The 16,477-nt window shown below is 50.9% G+C and carries 15 protein-coding genes; 5 read left to right on the top strand and 10 right to left on the bottom strand.

All coding sequences use genetic code 11. The features are described 5' to 3' along the window. Window positions 1-31: 31 nt before the first annotated feature. From Q1L85_RS05320 to Q1L85_RS05310, 3 genes are all read right to left on the bottom strand, one after another. Entirely contained in the window at window positions 32-1,081 is a 1,050-nt protein-coding gene (locus tag Q1L85_RS05320) for a transporter (protein WP_300425401.1), read from the bottom strand. Between the two features lie 27 nt (window positions 1,082-1,108). After that, window positions 1,109-2,041: a C39 family peptidase gene (locus Q1L85_RS05315; protein ID WP_300425403.1), complete on the bottom strand. Its 933-nt coding sequence runs from the start codon at window positions 2,039-2,041 to the stop codon at window positions 1,109-1,111. A gap of 169 nt (window positions 2,042-2,210) precedes the next feature. Then, a complete protein-coding gene (locus Q1L85_RS05310; protein WP_300425404.1) occupies window positions 2,211-2,999 on the bottom strand; it encodes a DUF6160 family protein in 789 nt (262 codons plus the stop codon). 404 nt (window positions 3,000-3,403) lie between these two features. Here Q1L85_RS05310 and Q1L85_RS05305 point away from each other — a divergent pair, with 404 nt between their 5' ends. Continuing rightward, window positions 3,404-4,588 carry an anthranilate synthase component I family protein gene (locus Q1L85_RS05305; RefSeq protein WP_300425406.1) on the top strand — a complete coding sequence of 395 codons (1,185 nt, stop codon included), beginning with the start codon at window positions 3,404-3,406 and terminating at the stop codon, window positions 4,586-4,588. 28 nt (window positions 4,589-4,616) lie between these two features. On the opposite strand, the gene thrH is transcribed toward Q1L85_RS05305, so the two are convergent. Further along, window positions 4,617-5,234: a bifunctional phosphoserine phosphatase/homoserine phosphotransferase ThrH gene (thrH, locus tag Q1L85_RS05300; protein ID WP_300425407.1), complete on the bottom strand. Its 618-nt coding sequence runs from the start codon at window positions 5,232-5,234 to the stop codon at window positions 4,617-4,619. Window positions 5,235-5,417: 183 nt separating this feature from the next. Between thrH and Q1L85_RS05295 the strand changes: the two genes are divergently transcribed. Then, window positions 5,418-6,146, top strand: a complete 729-nt coding sequence (locus tag Q1L85_RS05295) for a phosphoadenylyl-sulfate reductase (protein ID WP_300425409.1) — start codon at window positions 5,418-5,420, stop codon at window positions 6,144-6,146. Window positions 6,147-6,186: 40 nt separating this feature from the next. Here Q1L85_RS05295 and cysB read toward each other — a convergent pair whose 3' ends face one another. Next, a complete protein-coding gene (cysB, locus tag Q1L85_RS05290; RefSeq protein ID WP_300425411.1) occupies window positions 6,187-7,161 on the bottom strand; it encodes an HTH-type transcriptional regulator CysB in 975 nt (324 codons plus the stop codon). Between the two features lie 126 nt (window positions 7,162-7,287). On the opposite strand from cysB, the gene Q1L85_RS05285 reads away from it, so the two are divergent. The 3 genes from Q1L85_RS05285 to Q1L85_RS05275 all read left to right on the top strand — a co-directional run bounded on the left by Q1L85_RS05285 (window position 7,288) and on the right by Q1L85_RS05275 (window position 9,709). Next, complete coding sequence (locus Q1L85_RS05285; RefSeq protein ID WP_300425413.1) at window positions 7,288-8,061, top strand: sulfite exporter TauE/SafE family protein; 774 nt, start codon at window positions 7,288-7,290, stop codon at window positions 8,059-8,061. A 100-nt stretch (window positions 8,062-8,161) separates the two neighbouring features. After that, entirely contained in the window at window positions 8,162-8,338 is a 177-nt protein-coding gene (locus Q1L85_RS05280; protein ID WP_300425415.1) for a helix-turn-helix domain-containing protein, read from the top strand. 69 nt (window positions 8,339-8,407) lie between these two features. Next, window positions 8,408-9,709: a 3-deoxy-7-phosphoheptulonate synthase gene (locus Q1L85_RS05275; protein WP_300425417.1), complete on the top strand. Its 1,302-nt coding sequence runs from the start codon at window positions 8,408-8,410 to the stop codon at window positions 9,707-9,709. A 40-nt stretch (window positions 9,710-9,749) separates the two neighbouring features. Here the strand turns inward: Q1L85_RS05275 and Q1L85_RS05270 are convergent, their stop codons facing one another. The 5 genes from Q1L85_RS05270 to hrpA form a co-directional block, all read right to left on the bottom strand. Beyond that, a complete protein-coding gene (locus Q1L85_RS05270) occupies window positions 9,750-10,487 on the bottom strand; it encodes a VacJ family lipoprotein (protein ID WP_300425419.1) in 738 nt (245 codons plus the stop codon). A gap of 44 nt (window positions 10,488-10,531) precedes the next feature. Further along, on the bottom strand, window positions 10,532-11,266 hold the full coding sequence (locus Q1L85_RS05265) for a DUF2063 domain-containing protein (RefSeq protein ID WP_300425421.1): 735 nt from the start codon (window positions 11,264-11,266) through the stop codon (window positions 10,532-10,534). Continuing rightward, window positions 11,253-12,104, bottom strand: coding sequence for a DUF692 domain-containing protein (locus Q1L85_RS05260; RefSeq protein ID WP_300425422.1), 852 nt, complete (start codon window positions 12,102-12,104; stop codon window positions 11,253-11,255). Before Q1L85_RS05260 ends, Q1L85_RS05265 begins: the two co-directional genes overlap by 14 nt. Window positions 12,105-12,109: 5 nt before the next feature. Beyond that, window positions 12,110-12,436, bottom strand: a complete 327-nt coding sequence (locus Q1L85_RS05255; RefSeq protein ID WP_300425423.1) for a hypothetical protein — start codon at window positions 12,434-12,436, stop codon at window positions 12,110-12,112. Between the two features lie 106 nt (window positions 12,437-12,542). Then, the gene (hrpA, locus tag Q1L85_RS05250; protein ID WP_300432518.1) at window positions 12,543-16,421 is read right to left on the bottom strand and encodes an ATP-dependent RNA helicase HrpA; all 3,879 of its coding nucleotides are present in this window, start codon (window positions 16,419-16,421) and stop codon (window positions 12,543-12,545) included. Window positions 16,422-16,477 lie beyond the last annotated feature (56 nt).

Raw genomic sequence — 16,477 nt, 5'->3', positions numbered from 1 at the left:
TAGTTCTTATCGTTTTATCAGTCATGACTGATTAGTTGCCCTCAGCTGGCTTCACACCTTCGATATCGATAGGCAGAGAGAGGCCGAGAATAATATCCGGAGACAACTCAGTAACACCAAAGCCAACGTTTACGTTAGCAATTGTTTTTGGAGACACCCGCACACCAAGTGCGAAGTTCATTATGCCGCTCATCTGACTTCCTACGGTGGAGGTACGCTCTCCTCCATTAACACCATCATATAGAGTGAACTCAGACTCAAGGCTGTATGACCCCTGAAAAGACGCGCTCAGAGATACATCGTAAGAGAGTGAATATGCGAAGCCCATAGAGAACGACAGGTTCAGGCCGTTGTTTACTTCACGAAGGACGTTACCGCCATCCTTGACTTGATTCAGGCCGGTCACAGGCAAGGTGTAACCGATTGAACTCGATCCAAACAGGACAACAGGGTCCAATACTTTTGACACGCTCCAGCCACCGGTCAAACCCCAGGAGCCCGAGCCAGTTGCCAGCGAAGTGTCTTCATCAATCTCATACGGACTATCGCCGGTAGGAAGACGCAAGGAGCCAAAGACAGTATGAGACATACGACCTGGGATATATTCAAATGGCTGCCAGCGCAGGCTGCCCGAGATATCCCCAATACCGTAACCAGTAAGTTCATCTTCAGTCTCAAACTTGGCAACGAGTGGCAATCGTCCACTGATCGTCAGGTTATTGAGCAGACCGTAATCAAATGTGAAAGTATTGGTAATGGTATGGCTTGCAACCGGAGTAACATCCGCATTACGGATTACGGCATTACCATCCTGGTTTTCGATTTCCAGACCGATTCGCTGATCACCATAGTAGGTGTAATCAACACCATAATTCAGCGCCATCCCGCCCTTTTTCAACAAGGAGTAGTTTTTTTCTGCAGCTTCAAAAACCTGTTCAAGCGCTTTTTCTGTATCAGCATCGTTATCCTGCTTTGAAAGCGCCTCACGAGCCCGATCAAGATCAGCAGATTCATCGGCCTGTGCGAACGGCACGGACGCGAGAAGAACAGACAGTGCGATTGCTTTAATTCGAATAGTCATGGTACTAACCTGTAATCCTTATCGTTATTATTTTCTTCTGAAGCGCAACTCTTTAGAGATCACGTCGCCTTCAGCGGCCGGTACAGCCAGGTTGAAATCATCAGAACTGACACCATCACTGGCGTCTCTCGAAACATATTCATAAACCGCGTTACCGTTATCATCGCGAACGATATCGCCGTTTTCGTCCCGCTGAACTTCATAGCTTGACTGAACATTATTGTACGACGCCGCTATTGCGTTATTCAGCTTATGGGTATCTGCAATCATGAAGTGCGGAAACTCTTTAAATGCATTTTCTGCGATCACGTAGTCAGACACAAAACGCATATCCTCCTCGTGCAGCTCTAACCCGCTGGCAGGCTTGTGGCCGTTCGGAAACACTATAAAGAGAACATTGTTGTCCCAGACTTCGAGAAAACGATTCAGAGTAAAAGAAATGTTGCCCAATGCAGGGTCGGCAACATAGACCCGGCCATCGTACACCGTGCGGATAACAACAAAGTGTTTGAATCCCGCATACTGAATCGGTGCGATAGCTGGGTGATCTAAGCTTTCAAGGTCGGATGCTTCCGCCTTGAACCCTCCTGATGGATGACCGAGCGCGGTGACCAGGCGCTTCATGTCGAGAAGTGAGAAACCGCGGCGCTGAACAATTCGTTCTGTTTCGCCGAAGCGGAGAAGACCTTCCATTACCTGACGCTCCTGGAAGTTTCTACCAAGATAATAATCAAGAAGCGTTGTAAGAGCGGCGGAACCACAGGAGTAGTCGTAGGCCTGGCGAACAACGTTTTTAAAACGCTTTGTCGATAGTGGCTCTACATTAACGACTTTATCTTCCTGGAAGTCCTCATTCACAGCCACACGAACGATCGTGTCGCCCTGCTGACGGTCATTCACCAGTGCAAACTCGTGCACCATGGCGAAGCCGATGATTGATCCCAATAAAATGACAAGCACTGTAAAAAGGCCGCAGCCCCTCCCGTATTGTTATTATAATATTTATTGCCAATACACATGTTACATAAAATCACACACCCGACCAAGCCAATTGGTTGTTTTTTTTAAGTTTTTTGTAAACAGCAAACACAAAAAAGCCCGCCGAAGCGGGCTTTTCCGAAGGCTGCTCTTAGTGACCAGAGATGGTCAGAGAAGCAGACATTTCGATGTTGCTGATTGCAACAGAACCAATAGAAGCGTCACCCAGAGCAACGTCACCCAGTTCGATAGTACCAGCAAGGTTCAGGTTAGAAACGGTGATACCGTTGCTGTTGAACAGGATGTCTGCGTCAGTAGACAGACCACCTGAACGGTTACCACTCGCATCCAGACCATAAGCCTGAATACCAGAAAGGCCGATTGCACCGTTCAGCAGGTCAGCAGAACCATCAGTGATCTCAACAGAACCACCACGAGTAGTGATCAGAGTATCAGCATTGCTGTCGCCATCGTTATCAGCAGTAGCGCCGATAGTGATAGTAGAACCAGTCAGGTTCATATCCAGAGATACGTTACGAGCCAGGTTGGCAGAGTTAGTACCGACAGTGTCGATGCTCGCAATACCAAGACGCAGGTTGTTTACAGAACCAGTCTGAATCACGATTTCGCCGTCAGCGTTAACGTCGATAACATTAGTCAGAACAACGTCATCACCAGTCGCAGAACCCAGTGTGATGGTAGACAGAGAAACACCACCACCAGAAATGTCTGAGCCAGTACCGTCTGCAGTATCAGTCCAGGTTACAGAACCGATGCTGATTGCAGAGGCAGAGTCACCCAAGTTGATGTCGATATCGATACCAGCCTGACCAGTTGCTGCAGCCAGTGCAGACTCATCCATTGCTACCAGTTCAGCATTTGCTGCGAAAGACACTGCAGCGATGGAAGCAGCCAGAGAAGCTTTTTTGAGGAATTTCATTTGTGCACACTCCTGATTATTTTTCTTTTGTAGTACAGCGGGTCTTGTACCCGTTTGATCATCCTACAAGATCCTCATCTTTGAGTCACTAAGTAGTTTGATCGTTGATTTGACCCCAAGGGGCCTTCTCAGTAAGCCCCGCTACACGAGACTTGCGATCAATCTATTACTTAGATCTGACCTTGTCTACCTCTTTTTTACACAAAGTTACGGAGGGTGGTCACAAAACAGGCAACATATGTATAATGATCGTAAATCGATGCCATAAAACCCTTTAAATTCAATGGGTTGCAATCAAAACCCATAATACAAAGTGGCTTAAAATGTTCCATACCCCCCTTTCCTGCAGTGCAGTTAAGCTTTTGAATTCACTACAGTTTTTTCAAGTCGCTGCTTTAATGCCCATGCCAGAGCACCAGGAGGATTACGAAAATCTGACAGATAACTCCTCTTTCTGCGCCACACATGTCGTGACAGTCAGGCCGCTGCAGAAATCAAATACCCTTCCTCCGACAGAACAACGCTCAGATCAGCGTACCTCGGAAAGAAACAACCAGGGCTTTGTCAGTGGATGGCTTGGCATCATCGACTACCCATCCTCCCCCACGCAGCGCCCGAAGCAGGAATTCTATTACTTCAGCTATAGCATCCTCATTGATATAAACAGTGACCGCTGCATCATCCAGTCACCAACCAGAATGGATGATTCCGAGCTGACCGCCCTTCAGTCTGATATTGCCAGCGCAACCTCAAAACCTGCCGTAAAAGCACAGGTGCGCCACTGGTCCGGAGAATGGAGCAAGGATTCCTATACAGAAGCGTTTCAAAGGGTGCAGCAGTATCTGTTATCCGGAGACTGCTATCAGATCAATCTCACCATGCCCTTTATCTGCCAGGATGATCTAACGGAAGCAAACCCCTTCCCGCTGATTGCGCACTTCAATGCACCATTCAGCGTGTACTTCAAGACGGCGGAGCGGGCGATATTGTCAGTATCCCCAGAACTGTTCATCCGCATCACCGGGAAACGACTGGAAACACGCCCTATTAAAGGTACCGCCCCGCGCTCCTCAATCCCTGATGCCGACGTAGAGAACATCAGACTCCTGGAAGGAAGTTCTAAAAATCAGGCGGAAAACCTGATGATTGTCGATCTGTTGAGAAATGACCTCAGCCTGAGCGCCAAGCCTCACAGCGTCAAAGTGGAAAAACTGTTCAATATTGAAAGCCACAAGAACGTTCATCATCTTGTATCTACCATCAGCGCTGAACTGCGCGACAACATCAGTCACAGTCAGGCTATTCTGAATGCATTTCCGGGAGGGTCGATTACCGGCGCTCCAAAACGCAGGGCAATGGAGATCATCGACTCCCTGGAATCACGAAAGCGAAACGCTTACTGCGGATCTTTCGGCTACATCGACGACAGTGGGCGCAGTGAATTCAACATCCTGATCAGGACAATCATTGCAACCAGAGAAGAAGCAGTCTGCTGGGGGGGCGGCGGCGTAGTTGCCGACAGCACTGCGGACGACGAGTATCAGGAAATACTCAATAAGGTGGGTATGATACTGGAGTTTCCACTCTGAGCTGCAACACAGCCCAGAGTGGACAGAATCAGAGAGAAAGCTCGCGATTACTCGCTTTGATAAACTCTTTCTTCAGATCTTCATAGGTATGTACCGCAGGGAACTGCGGAAACTCATCAATCACATTCTGCGGTGCATGAAACAGAATTCCCGCATCTGCTTCTGCCAGCATAGTCGTGTCATTATAAGAGTCGCCCGCAGCAATGGTGCGGTAATAAATAGTCTGCAGGGCCCGGATCGACTGGCGTTTCGGGTCTGCCTGACGCAGTTTGTAGTCCACTACACGGCCTTCCTCATCTGTAATCAGACGATGACAGAACAGTGTCGGAAACCCTAACTGACGCATCAGCGGTTGTGAAAACTCATAGAAAGTATCCGACAGAATAATCACCTGAAAGCGCTCGCGCAGCCAATCAACAAACTCACGCGCACCGTCGAGAGGCTTCAGGGTCGCAATTACTTCCTGAATGTCCTGAATCTTAAGGTTGTGCTCATCAAGCAGACGCAGACGCTGCTTCATAAGCACATCATAATCCGGAATATCCCGGGTGGTTGCTTTCAGCTCTTCAATACCGGTCTTATTTGCGAATTCAATCCAGATCTCAGGCACCAGTACGCCTTCAAGATCCAAGCATGCGATTTCCATGTATACCCCATTGGATGTCAGGTGATTTATGCGGCGTACTCTAGCCAGATGCGCTTTCGAACACAACCGTCAAGACCGCCTCTCATGGGCACAGGTACTAAGAATATGACTTTTTAGTCTTATTTGAGATAAGAGGTGCATGCTAATATTCCGGAAAAATACAGATACAACCGGATGATTACGATGACCTCAGTGGATTTTGAAGCCCTCAATGGGCAGTTGGCGGAAAAGCGCCCGAAAGACATCATCAGGCACGCTCTGGAACAGCACGATAAGATCGGCGTTTCATTCAGCGGCGCTGAAGATGTCGTACTGATCGATATGGCGGTGAAACTACGTAAAGATGTGGACATTTTTACCCTGGACACTGGCAGACTTCACCCTGAGACCTACGAGTTCATTGAGACCGTTCGCAAGCATTACGGAATCACAATTGATGTGCGAACCCCCGACCAGAAGGCTCTGCAGGATTTCGTGCGCGAGAAAGGCCTGTTCAGTTTTTTTGAGGATGGCCATAAGGAATGCTGCGACATTCGTAAAATCGCCCCTTTACGTGAGAAGCTGACCACCCTGGACGCGTGGATTACAGGTCAGCGGAGGGATCAGAGCCCCGGCACCCGCTCGAACGTTAACACGGTTGAAGCAGACACCACCTTTAACGGCCTCGGAGACACCCTGGTCAAATACAATCCACTCGCCAACTGGACCTCAGCACAGGTATGGGAATACATCAAAATTTTTGATGTTCCTTTTAATCCTCTGCATCAGCGGGGATTTGTTTCCATTGGTTGCCAGCCATGCACCCGCCCTGTCCTGCCAAACCAGCACGAGCGGGAAGGTCGCTGGTGGTGGGAAGACGCAGGTCATAAAGAGTGCGGCCTGCATGCAGGAAATATCATTTCAAAATCCTGATAAGAAAAAAGGGCCATCGGCCCTTTTTTCTTATCTGAAATCAGTGGACTGGAAGGTCTATCCCCGAAAAGAGCGCTGCCAGATCCTGCCTGTTTGCACACATCGCCGCTTTCTCGACCAGGTCTCTGGAAAGATGAGGAGCGAAAGCGGAGATGAAATCAAACATATACCCACGCAAAAATGTCCCCTTGCGGAAGCCAATACTGGTCACACTTGAATCAAATAAGTGGCTTGCATCAATCGCTACCAGATCATCATCCAGAGTCTCGTCTATTGCCATACTGGCTACAATTCCAACACCAACCCCCAGCCTGACGTAGGTTTTGATGACATCCGCATCGGCCGCGGTAAAGGCGACCTTGGGCGTCAGCCCTTTATCTTTAAACGCCTCATCCAGCTTTGACCTGCCGGTAAACCCGAACACATAAGTAACGAGGGGGTAGGCTGCAAGCTGCTCCAGAGTTGGCCGCGGCGTACGGGCAAGCGGATGATCCTTTGGCACCAGAATACTGCGATTCCACCGGTAGCACGGCATCATAATAAGATCACCAAAGTACTCCATCGCTTCAGTCGCAATCGCAAAGTCGGTGGTGCCGTCCGCTGCCATTTCAGCAATCTGCATCGGCGTCCCCTGATGCATGTGCAACGACACATCAGGATAGCGCCCCATAAAACTCTCAATCACCTGCGGCAACGCATAACGCGCCTGCGTATGAGTGGTCGCTACTGACAGACTCCCGCGCTTTTCGTCACTGAATTCCTGAGCGACCTGCTTAATACTCTCAACCTTGCGTAGTATCTCACCCGCGATTTTGAGAATGGCCTCACCCGCGGGCGTCACGCGCGTCAGGTGCTTACCGCTACGGGCAAAAATCTCAACACCTAATTCGTCTTCCAGAAGGCGGATCTGCTTACTGATCCCGGGTTGCGAGGTATACAGCACCTGCGCCGTGGCAGACACATTGAGGTCGTGGTGAGCGACCTCCCAGATGTATCTGAGTTGCTGTAACTTCATACGACCTCCGGATCGAGTGTTTAGTTATAAAAATATAAACAAATATTCCTTTCCAGAATAGATGCCAGACAATACATTGTCGCCCACAAAGGGCTTAGACCCATATTTTCACTTTAGACGATTCCAATGGATATTTTGTTATATATAGCAGCCGGTGCCGTAGTTGGCCTGGTCGTAGGCATCACTGGCATCGGCGGCGGAGCTCTGATGACTCCAATGCTGCTCTCCTTTGGATTTCCACCTCACACAGCCGTAGGCACTGATCTTCTGTACGCCGCACTGACCAAAGCGGGCGGAGCATACAGCCACCACAAACAGAAACACGTTAAGTGGGGACTGGTAAAACTTCTGGCCGTAGGCAGCATCCCGGCTGCACTCATCACGGGGCTTCTGCTTCACTTTTTCTTTACCGATGCTGAAAGCTACGGCCACCTGCTGAAAAATGCCCTGGGCATCATGCTGGTACTTACCGCGATTGTGATTCTTCTGCGAGGCCGTATCCAGGCATTGGCAGGACGCTCTAAAGCCGGACGCCTGGCCCACCTGAGACCCCACGCAACCATCATCATGGGGATATTTCTCGGCATATTCGTAACCCTGTCATCCGTTGGCGCCGGCGCCATTGGCACCGCCATTCTGATGATCCTTTATCCTGCACTGCGAGGCACACATATCGTAGGCACCGATATCGCCCATGCGGTTCCGCTGACACTGGCGGCCGGACTTATTCACCTGACACTGGGCAATGTCGACTTCTTCCTGCTCGGCGCACTTCTGATTGGCTCTATCCCTGCCATTCACGTGGGCAGCCATCTGAGCCGCTATATGCCCGACAAAGTACTTCGTCCAGTACTTGCAACATTGCTTCTGACCATGGGCCTGCGTTACGTCTTCAACTGATACAGACAGAGTCACACATGTCATGGATGACATGTGACTGACTCTGGCAGCTCCTCCCACAAGGTCTATTCTGATGCTCAAACGTATCAGGAGCCATTCCATGACCGACCAGCTAATGTCCATCGAAGAAGTTGCAGAATTCCTGGAAATCAAACCAGTAACAGTGAAGCGTTACGCCCGCGAGGGCCTGCTTGATTCTACCGGCAGCGAACAACCTCCCGTCTTCGAAAAAAGCAAAGTAGAGCGATTTAAAGAGATTCAGGCCAAACTTCGTTAAAATTTAACTTTACTTAAACTCTTCTGCTTAATATGCTGTCTTCATACTTAAGGTAACTTAACTTATATTATGAAGACAGCAGACGTCGTTACACACTTCCGCACCAAAAGCGCCATTGCCAAAGCCTGCACAGACGACGGCTGGCCTCTGACTGTGGCTGCAGTTTCGCAGTGGGGAGACACCCCGCCACAAGGGCGACAGAAACAACTTGAGGCCATCACACAGGGCGCTCTCAGAGCAGCGACATCTGCCGAACCCAAACAACCCCCTACAGAAAAAACAGAAAGCACAACGGGTAGCTACATGACCGACAACCGCGTAGAAGATTTAAACATTGAAAGCATCAGCACGCTGATCACACCACAACAACTGAAGGAAGAGATGCCGATCTCTGACTCAGCTGTCATCAGCGTTCAGAGAGGACGCCAGGAAGTCCGCGACATTCTGGACAGGAAAGATCACCGTATTTTCGTTGTAGTAGGGCCCTGCTCTATTCACGATGTTGATGCAGCGAAAGAGTATGCGCAACGCTTACGCGACCTGGCAGAAGAAGTCAGCGATACACTCTGCCTTGTTATGCGTGTCTACTTTGAAAAGCCCCGCACCACGGTAGGCTGGAAAGGGTTAATCAATGACCCTTACATGAACGACACATTTAAGATTCAGGATGGCCTGCACATCGCCAGACGTCTGCTTCTGGATCTCGCAGAACTCGGCCTGCCGCTGTCGACAGAAGCACTGGATCCAATCTCACCCCAGTACCTGCAGGATCTGATTGCCTGGTCAGCCATCGGTGCGCGCACGACAGAATCTCAGACACACCGCGAAATGGCATCAGGCCTGTCATCAGCGGTAGGATTCAAGAACGGTACAGACGGCAGCCTGACGGTCGCTACAAACGCGCTAATGTCAGTTGCTAATCCGCACCGGTTCCTGGGTATTGACCAGCAGGGTAAAGTCTCGATCGTCGAAACTAAAGGCAACCCATACGCTCATGTCGTTCTGCGCGGCGGCGGTGGCAAACCTAACTACGACTCAGTCAATGTGAAGATCGCCGAAGAAGCTCTGGCAAAAGCGGATCTGGCGCAGAACATTATGGTGGATTGCTCTCACGAGAACTCCAACAAAAACCCGGCACTGCAGCCGCTGGTAATGGAGAACGTCACCAATCAGATCCTTGAGGGTAACAAGTCCATTATTGGTCTGATGGTGGAGTCCAACATCAAACATGGCCGCCAGAACATCCCTGCGAATCTCGACGATCTGGAATATGGCCTGTCAGTCACTGACGGATGCATCAGCTGGGAAGAAACAGCTGACGCTATTCGCAAAATGCGGGAAAAACTGAAAGACGTCCTGCCCCAGCGCTAAGCGGGTGCTGCAAATAAAAAAAGGGCCTCTGGCCCTTTTTTTATTCGTCTTCGAAGATCCCGAATTCATCCTCGAATTCATTCTCTACCTTGCCATCATTGGTCAGATACTCACGACGCTGCAGATATGCACTCCTGATAAACAGGTAACGATCGCCGGTAATAAATTCTTCAGAAGCCATAAGATCCGAGCGGAAATCAACGGCTTTAAGACCAAACATAGCAGCATCTTCGCCCAGGTTATCACCAAAGTAGGTGTAAGAAAGATGGGTAAAATAATCACCCCCCTGTCCTACCGCATGGCGTACCGTTCTCGGGCCAAAAAACGGCACCATAAGATACGGGCCGGTTCCCACGCCCCAGTACCCTAACGTCTGACCGAAGTCTTCATGATGTTTTTCAAGACCAATATGTGTAGCGACGTCAAATACACCAAAGAAGCCGACCGTTGAATTAACAATAAACCGGGCCGTATCCGACAGAGCCTGCGAAAACTTAAACTGCGCCACACCGTTGACTGTGGTCAGCGGCTCCATGGCATTCTGAAATACGTTGGTGATCCCGGCATCAACAGCATCGGGAGTCACGGCATCATAGGTTTTTGCCACAGGAACCAACAGGTTTCTGTCCATGAATTCATTGAAGGCAAAAATCTTACGATTGGTTTTCTCCCACGGATCGTACTCTTCGGCGGCATGCGCGCCTGCCATACAGAGCTGCGTCATTACACCGGTCACGATAGCGGGCATTTGCCAATAACGGTTGAGAGAGGCTTTCACTGCCTGTAACTCCTGTTCTTATATGCGGGATAATCTTCTCAGATTCAGGATGATTTTACAGCACCCACAACAATCCCTTTTTGCAGCCAATCCTTGAGAATCTCCGTTCCACCATTAAGCGCAACCTCGCTCACCGGAATACCCGCCTGAGTAAGTACATCCGTAACAGCGTCCCGGCCTCTCACCTGCTCCTGCCGCAATTTCATGAGAAGGGACAGCGCAAGGCCATTCAGGTTGAGAAAGCGGACGTTCAGATCAGCGTCCCGATAGACAACCATAACTGTCGGCGCTTCAACTTCTGGCAGGCTGTCGGCTGAAATCGTATGAACCGGGTATTGATATCCCGCCAGAATGTGCGCGGGATTGATCACAGGAAAGTCATTTTCAACATCAGCGGTTTCATCAATCACCACATCCCCTGCTTCGAGCACGTCCACAGCGAGTTCCAGCCACTCGTAATGTGCAAGCTCAGCAAGAAACGGATAATGCGGACTCCAATGGGAGGTGTCAGCAGACAACCAGGTAATGAATTCCTCACATATCTTCAGAAAATAAGGTGTGCGGCAGGCGTGCTCCCGGAAAAAACGCTCGCATAGGCTGGTCCAGTACGATTCACCCACAACTTCCGCGCAGACAGGAAACGTATTATCAATAAAGCCACGCACATTATTGAAAAACAGATCGCGATAGACCTGCATCCGCGGATCATCAGAATAGACATCCCCACCCTGAGTGCGGATGTCACGCGCAAATGCCTTCTGAACGTCAGCTGAACTCACGGACTTCCCCTACAGAAGACTGCACTCGTCGTAACTGGCTCAGTTCATCAAAGAGATCGTCGAGCGGAGGAATATTGAAGTCCCGCTCGAGCAATGTCGGGCGCACACCGTGTATGCGGTAAGCCTGCTCAAGAAGCTCCCAGACAGGGGAACTCACATCAGAGCCATGCGTATCAATGAGCAGATTCTCGCTTTCGGTGTAATGCCCGGCGAGATGCATATAGCGTATCCGCCCGGTCGGCATGGCCCGAAGATATTCAATCGGATCGTAGCCGTGATTGACCGAGTTAACGTACACGTTATTCACATCAAGCAACAAATCACAATCCGCCGCCGCAAGCACCTCACAGATAAACTCAGGCTCACTCATTTCTTTACCAGGTTCGAGATAAGCAGAGACATTCTCTACAACCAGACGTTGTCCAAGTATATCCTGCACTCTACTGATACGCTCAGACACCCTTCTGACAGTCTCCCGGGTAAAGGGCAACGGCATCAGATCGTACATATGGCCATGATCTGAACAATAACTGAGATGCTCACTGTAGAGAGCTACATTATGTGTCTTCAGAAACTCAGCCACCTCTCTGACGAAGGCTTCATCCAGGGGATCGAGACTTCCGATAGACAGTGACAGGCCATGACAGACCAGTGGATAGCGCTCTGTGAACCAGCGCAGCTGCTGAGCGAGCCTGCCGCCAGCGCCTATCCAGTTTTCAGGTGCAACCTCAAGAAAATCGAAGGGTGGAGTTTCACCACCCTCGATCCGCTCACGCAACGGCCGGCACATGGCCCGCCGCAACCCGAGGCCTGAACCTCGCAGTTCAGCAGAAGGCATGACGATCAGCTCTTACCGCCGCACTTGCCTTCACCACACTTACCTTCTTTTTCGGTTTTTTCACCACCGCATTTGCCTTCGCCACACTTACCTTCTTTGTCGGCTTTCTCACCACCGCATTTGCCTTCGCCGCACTTACCTTCTTTATCGGCCTTCTCACCACCGCATTTGCCTTCACCACATTTGCCTTCATGGTGCATTGCAACTTTGTAACCCTGCTGCAGCTCTGCTGAAGCAAACGGGTTTTCTGCCGCATGCGCAGGAGTTGATGCCAGAGCCGCAACGAATGCAGTACCCAGGATTGTGCCAAGTGCTTTGTTAGAATCTTTCATCGTTCTGTCCTTTTCTGTTTGGGATAAGCGGGCGAACCCGTCATCAAGTTAACCTTCCACACGAAGATTACAAACTATACGTTAGTAAAGTACGACCGGATTCAACTCAGGAAGAAAAGTGGACCAATTCTTTCCAGCGCGCTTCCAGTCGTTTCAGGGAAACCGGTTCCTGCGTCCCCAGAGGTTGAGCAAACAGTGATACCCGCCACTCCTCAAGAAGCCAACGAAATTCTTCCAGCAGCTCTCGCTTTTCCGGCTCATTACGTCGGACCGCTTCCTGCCAGGGCTCAAACAATGACGCAAATTCGATCATTGATTGGCGGTCCCTTGGAAGGTTTCCCTGAAGTTTGTCGATCCTGTATTCGATTCCTTTCAGGTAGCGGGTAAAAAATTTTAATTTTTCTAACGGCGTCGCCACCATGAAGCCGGGCTCCAGCAGTCGTTCCATATGCGCTTTAGCGTCACTGAACGCCATCGCCTTATCCATTGATACCGCGCCACGCAGACTTTTTAAGGTGCGATGACGGATTTTCAGCCACTCGATAAAGAGAGAAACGAGAAACTCAGCAAAGTCACTCAGATCACCACGACGTTCAAGTCGTGCCCGGTAGTCTTCTTCTGCTCTCGGTAAGGGCTCCCCATGAGGGAGGAAAACATGCGTAAAGCTTGCATCAATCAGAGATTGCGTCAGCTCCTGCTCGCTCCCCATTCCCTTCGCGAGTAGCCAGTGTGGCCGCATGGTTTTCTGAATATATTGCTTAAGCTGACGGTCCAGGTCCGGCAGGTTCTGCCTGATCAACCGCAGCAGCCCTTCCCTGTGGGACGCGTTCGCCTCATTCTCATCAGATTCGACCGTAAGCTCGACACCTTCTCTGGTTGCCCTCAGGCATGGATAAGCCCGGACAGGTAAGCCACCAACTTCAGATTGGGTCGTCTCAGGAAGATGGCCAAAGTTCCAGTCAGCAACATTACTCAATTGATAGCGCTGATCAGTGAGCTCTACAACAGCCGTCTGAGCAGCACCACTGAACTCGTCACGCAAACGGTTCAGGTCCCGGCTCTGTGCCAGACACTTACCCTCAGCGACAACGCTGTAGTTCATCAGGAGGTGCGGCTCAAGGTCGATCGCCTTAAGCTCATCAGGAGAGATCTTCGGACGCAACGTCTGATTGAGAAACTCAGCGAGTGCAGAATAGAGACTGCCCTGTCCTGCCGAGACCTGCTGGAGAAAACGGGTGGCGGTATCCGGCACGGGGACAAACTGCTTACGCACTGTTTTGGGCAAGCCTTTCAGTAAGGCCACTACTTTATTATGCAGAAAGCCGGGAACCAGCCATTCAGCCCGGGGCTCAGGCACCTGCGCCAACATAGCGACAGGGACACTGAGGGTGACCCCATCATCGATGGCGCCGGGAGCAAATGCATAACTGAGAGGGAACGCCAGGCCATTGATCTCAAGCTCGGTTGGATAATCGGCCTGAGACACGCCGCGGGCTGCATCAGACAACAGAAAATCGCGGCTGAACAGGAGTCTTTGCTTCTCTTCTGCGCTGCTTTTTTTATACCAACTTTCAAGACTGCGCCGGCTGCAGACCTGCTGAGGGATATTCTCACGGTAATGCCCCGCAATGACCTGATCGTCAATAACCAGATCACGACGCCGGGACTTCTCCTCATACTCAGTCACCTCATCAAGCAACCGAAGATTCTTCTGATAGAAAGCAACGTCAGAACGCAGATTCCGGGCAACCATTGCTTCCTGAATAAAGATCTCATGCGCTTCTTCAGGGTGAGTACGGGAATAATCAACACGGCGTCTTGGGTTCACAATAAGCCCATACAACGCCGACTGCTCTGATGCCACGACCTGACCGCGTTTTTCCTGCCAGTGCGGCTCAAAATACTGATACTTAAGTAAATGGCGTCCGCACTCTTCAATCCACTCAGGCTCAATTTTTGCGATGGTACGTGCATACAGGCGCGTGGTTTCAACAAGCTCTGCCGCCATGATCCACTTAGGTGGCTTTTTATAGCTGGCACTGCCCGGTGCCATCACGAATCTGCGGTTTCGGGCCCCCAGATATTCCTTCTGCTCAGCCCTGAAGCCGATGTGACTCAGCATTCCCGCGAGTAGCGATTTATGAACAACCTCATACCCTGCAACCGTGGAATTAACAGTAAAACCGATATCCCGACAGAGCAGATGAAGCTGGCGGTGGATATCCCGCCACTCGCGCATCCTCATATAGCTGAGAAAGTGTTTCTGACACCATTTACGGAGTTGATTCTGTGACAGTTCCTGACGCTGTTCTTCGTAGGCATTCCAGAGGTTTATCAATGAAACAAAATCAGAATCTTCATCCGCCCAGAGCCGGTGCTTTTCAGCCGCCGCCTGCTGCTTCTCAGGCGGACGCTCCCTCGGGTCGGCAACGGTCAGAGCCGCTGCCACAATCATCACCTCATTAACGCACTGACGTTCCGAGGCCTCAATCAGCATTCGTCCGATACGAGGATCTACCGGCAGGCGGGCGATGATACGACCGATATCTGTGATCTTCCGTGAGGCATCGACAGCCTGTAGTTCCTGCAACAGATTAAAGCCATCTTTGATATAGCGTTCGTCGGGGGCATCAACGAAAGGAAAGTGACGGATATCGCCCAGTCGCAGGTGCAACATCTGAAGCACGACGCTGGCAAGGTTTGTCCGGCGGATTTCGGGGTCAGTAAATTCTGGTCGACTGGCGAAATCCTCTTCTTCATACAAGCGGATGCAGACACCGGGCTCGGTCCGACCACAGCGCCCTGCCCGCTGATTGGCACTGGCCTGAGAGATGGCCTCAACCGGAAGCCGCTGTACTTTGGTGCGATAGCTGTAGCGACTTATCCGCGCCACACCAGAGTCAATAACATAACGAATGCCGGGAACCGTCAGCGATGTCTCGGCCACATTCGTACTGAGTACGATCCGACGCCCGCCGTGGGGTTTAAAAATCCTCTGCTGATCTGCACCGCTGAGACGGGCGTAAAGAGGCAGGATGTCGGTCGCTGGGAGCGCCTGACGACGGAGATAATCAGCACATTCCCGGATTTCACGCTCGCCGGGCAGGAAAACGAGGACATCTCCCGGGCGACCACTGCGCTTATCTTCTTCACGCAGCTCACTCAAGGCATCCCGCACCCCCTCAAAAAGACTGCGGTCTTCCTGATCGTCATCCGCCCTGACCAGCCCGCGATAACGCACTTCTACGGGAAATGTACGCCCTGACACTTCAATAACGGGCGCGTTGCTGAAATGACGTGAAAACCGCTCAACATCAATGGTGGCAGAGGTAATAATAACTTTAAGATCCGGGCGCTGCGGCAGCAACTGTCGGAGGTACCCCAGCAGGAAATCAATATTGAGGCTTCGTTCATGAGCCTCATCGATGATGATGCAGTCGTACTCATTCAGAAAGCGATCCCGTTGTGTCTGAGCAAGCAGAATCCCGTCTGTCATTACCTTAATACGGCTCTGATCCGAACTCTGATCCGTGAAACGCACCTGATATCCGACAAGGCCACCAAGCTCTCCACCCAACTCTTCTGCAATACGTTGTGCAACGGCGCGGGCAGCCAGTCTGCGGGGCTGAGTATGACCAATACGACCGTAGCGACCTAACCCGGCCTCCAGGCACAGCTTTGGTAACTGCGTGGTTTTCCCGGAGCCTGTTTCACCAGCGATCACAACAACCTGATGGTTTCGTATAACGTCCAGAATTTCTTCTCTGCGTTCACATACGGGGAGACCTTCAGGGTACCTGAGAGGGGGCGTCACCTCGCGTGAGCCCGCGATTTCCTGACTTTTCTGAACCCGTTGCAACAGCTCCGCCAGTTTTTTCTGGCGTTTTTCTTCCGGCAGAGTCTCCGCCCGTTTAAGCGCTGACCGCACTGGAAACCTGTCTTTCAACAGGCAGAATTCAAGAGCTGCATGAATATCAGAAATCATTCGTTTACCGCTATTACCAAAAAAAACGCCCCGGATTTCCGGGGCGTTAAGTTTAC

Origin of the sequence: uncultured Thalassolituus sp. (genome assembly GCF_950066645.1) — a bacterium.
In the GTDB taxonomy this organism is placed as follows: Bacteria; Pseudomonadota; Gammaproteobacteria; order Pseudomonadales; family Oceanobacteraceae; genus Thalassolituus.
This window is presented reverse-complemented; position numbering and strand designations above follow the sequence as displayed.

Excerpts from the sequence above, each read along its gene's own strand:
- Q1L85_RS05320 (WP_300425401.1), bottom strand. The coding sequence starts at position 1,081 with ATGACTATTCGAATTAAAGCAATCGCACTGTCTGTTCTTCTCGCGTCC.
- Q1L85_RS05310 (WP_300425404.1), bottom strand. The coding sequence starts at position 2,999 with ATGAAATTCCTCAAAAAAGCTTCTCTGGCTGCTTCCATCGCTGCAGTG.
- Q1L85_RS05305 (WP_300425406.1), top strand. The coding sequence starts at position 3,404 with ATGCCAGAGCACCAGGAGGATTACGAAAATCTGACAGATAACTCCTCT.
- thrH (WP_300425407.1), bottom strand. The coding sequence starts at position 5,234 with ATGGAAATCGCATGCTTGGATCTTGAAGGCGTACTGGTGCCTGAGATC.
- Q1L85_RS05295 (WP_300425409.1), top strand. The coding sequence starts at position 5,418 with ATGACCTCAGTGGATTTTGAAGCCCTCAATGGGCAGTTGGCGGAAAAG.
- cysB (WP_300425411.1), bottom strand. The coding sequence starts at position 7,161 with ATGAAGTTACAGCAACTCAGATACATCTGGGAGGTCGCTCACCACGAC.
- Q1L85_RS05285 (WP_300425413.1), top strand. The coding sequence starts at position 7,288 with ATGGATATTTTGTTATATATAGCAGCCGGTGCCGTAGTTGGCCTGGTC.
- Q1L85_RS05280 (WP_300425415.1), top strand. The coding sequence starts at position 8,162 with ATGACCGACCAGCTAATGTCCATCGAAGAAGTTGCAGAATTCCTGGAA.
- Q1L85_RS05275 (WP_300425417.1), top strand. The coding sequence starts at position 8,408 with ATGAAGACAGCAGACGTCGTTACACACTTCCGCACCAAAAGCGCCATT.
- Q1L85_RS05260 (WP_300425422.1), bottom strand. The coding sequence starts at position 12,104 with ATGCCTTCTGCTGAACTGCGAGGTTCAGGCCTCGGGTTGCGGCGGGCC.
- Q1L85_RS05255 (WP_300425423.1), bottom strand. The coding sequence starts at position 12,436 with ATGAAAGATTCTAACAAAGCACTTGGCACAATCCTGGGTACTGCATTC.
- hrpA (WP_300432518.1), bottom strand. The coding sequence starts at position 16,421 with ATGATTTCTGATATTCATGCAGCTCTTGAATTCTGCCTGTTGAAAGAC.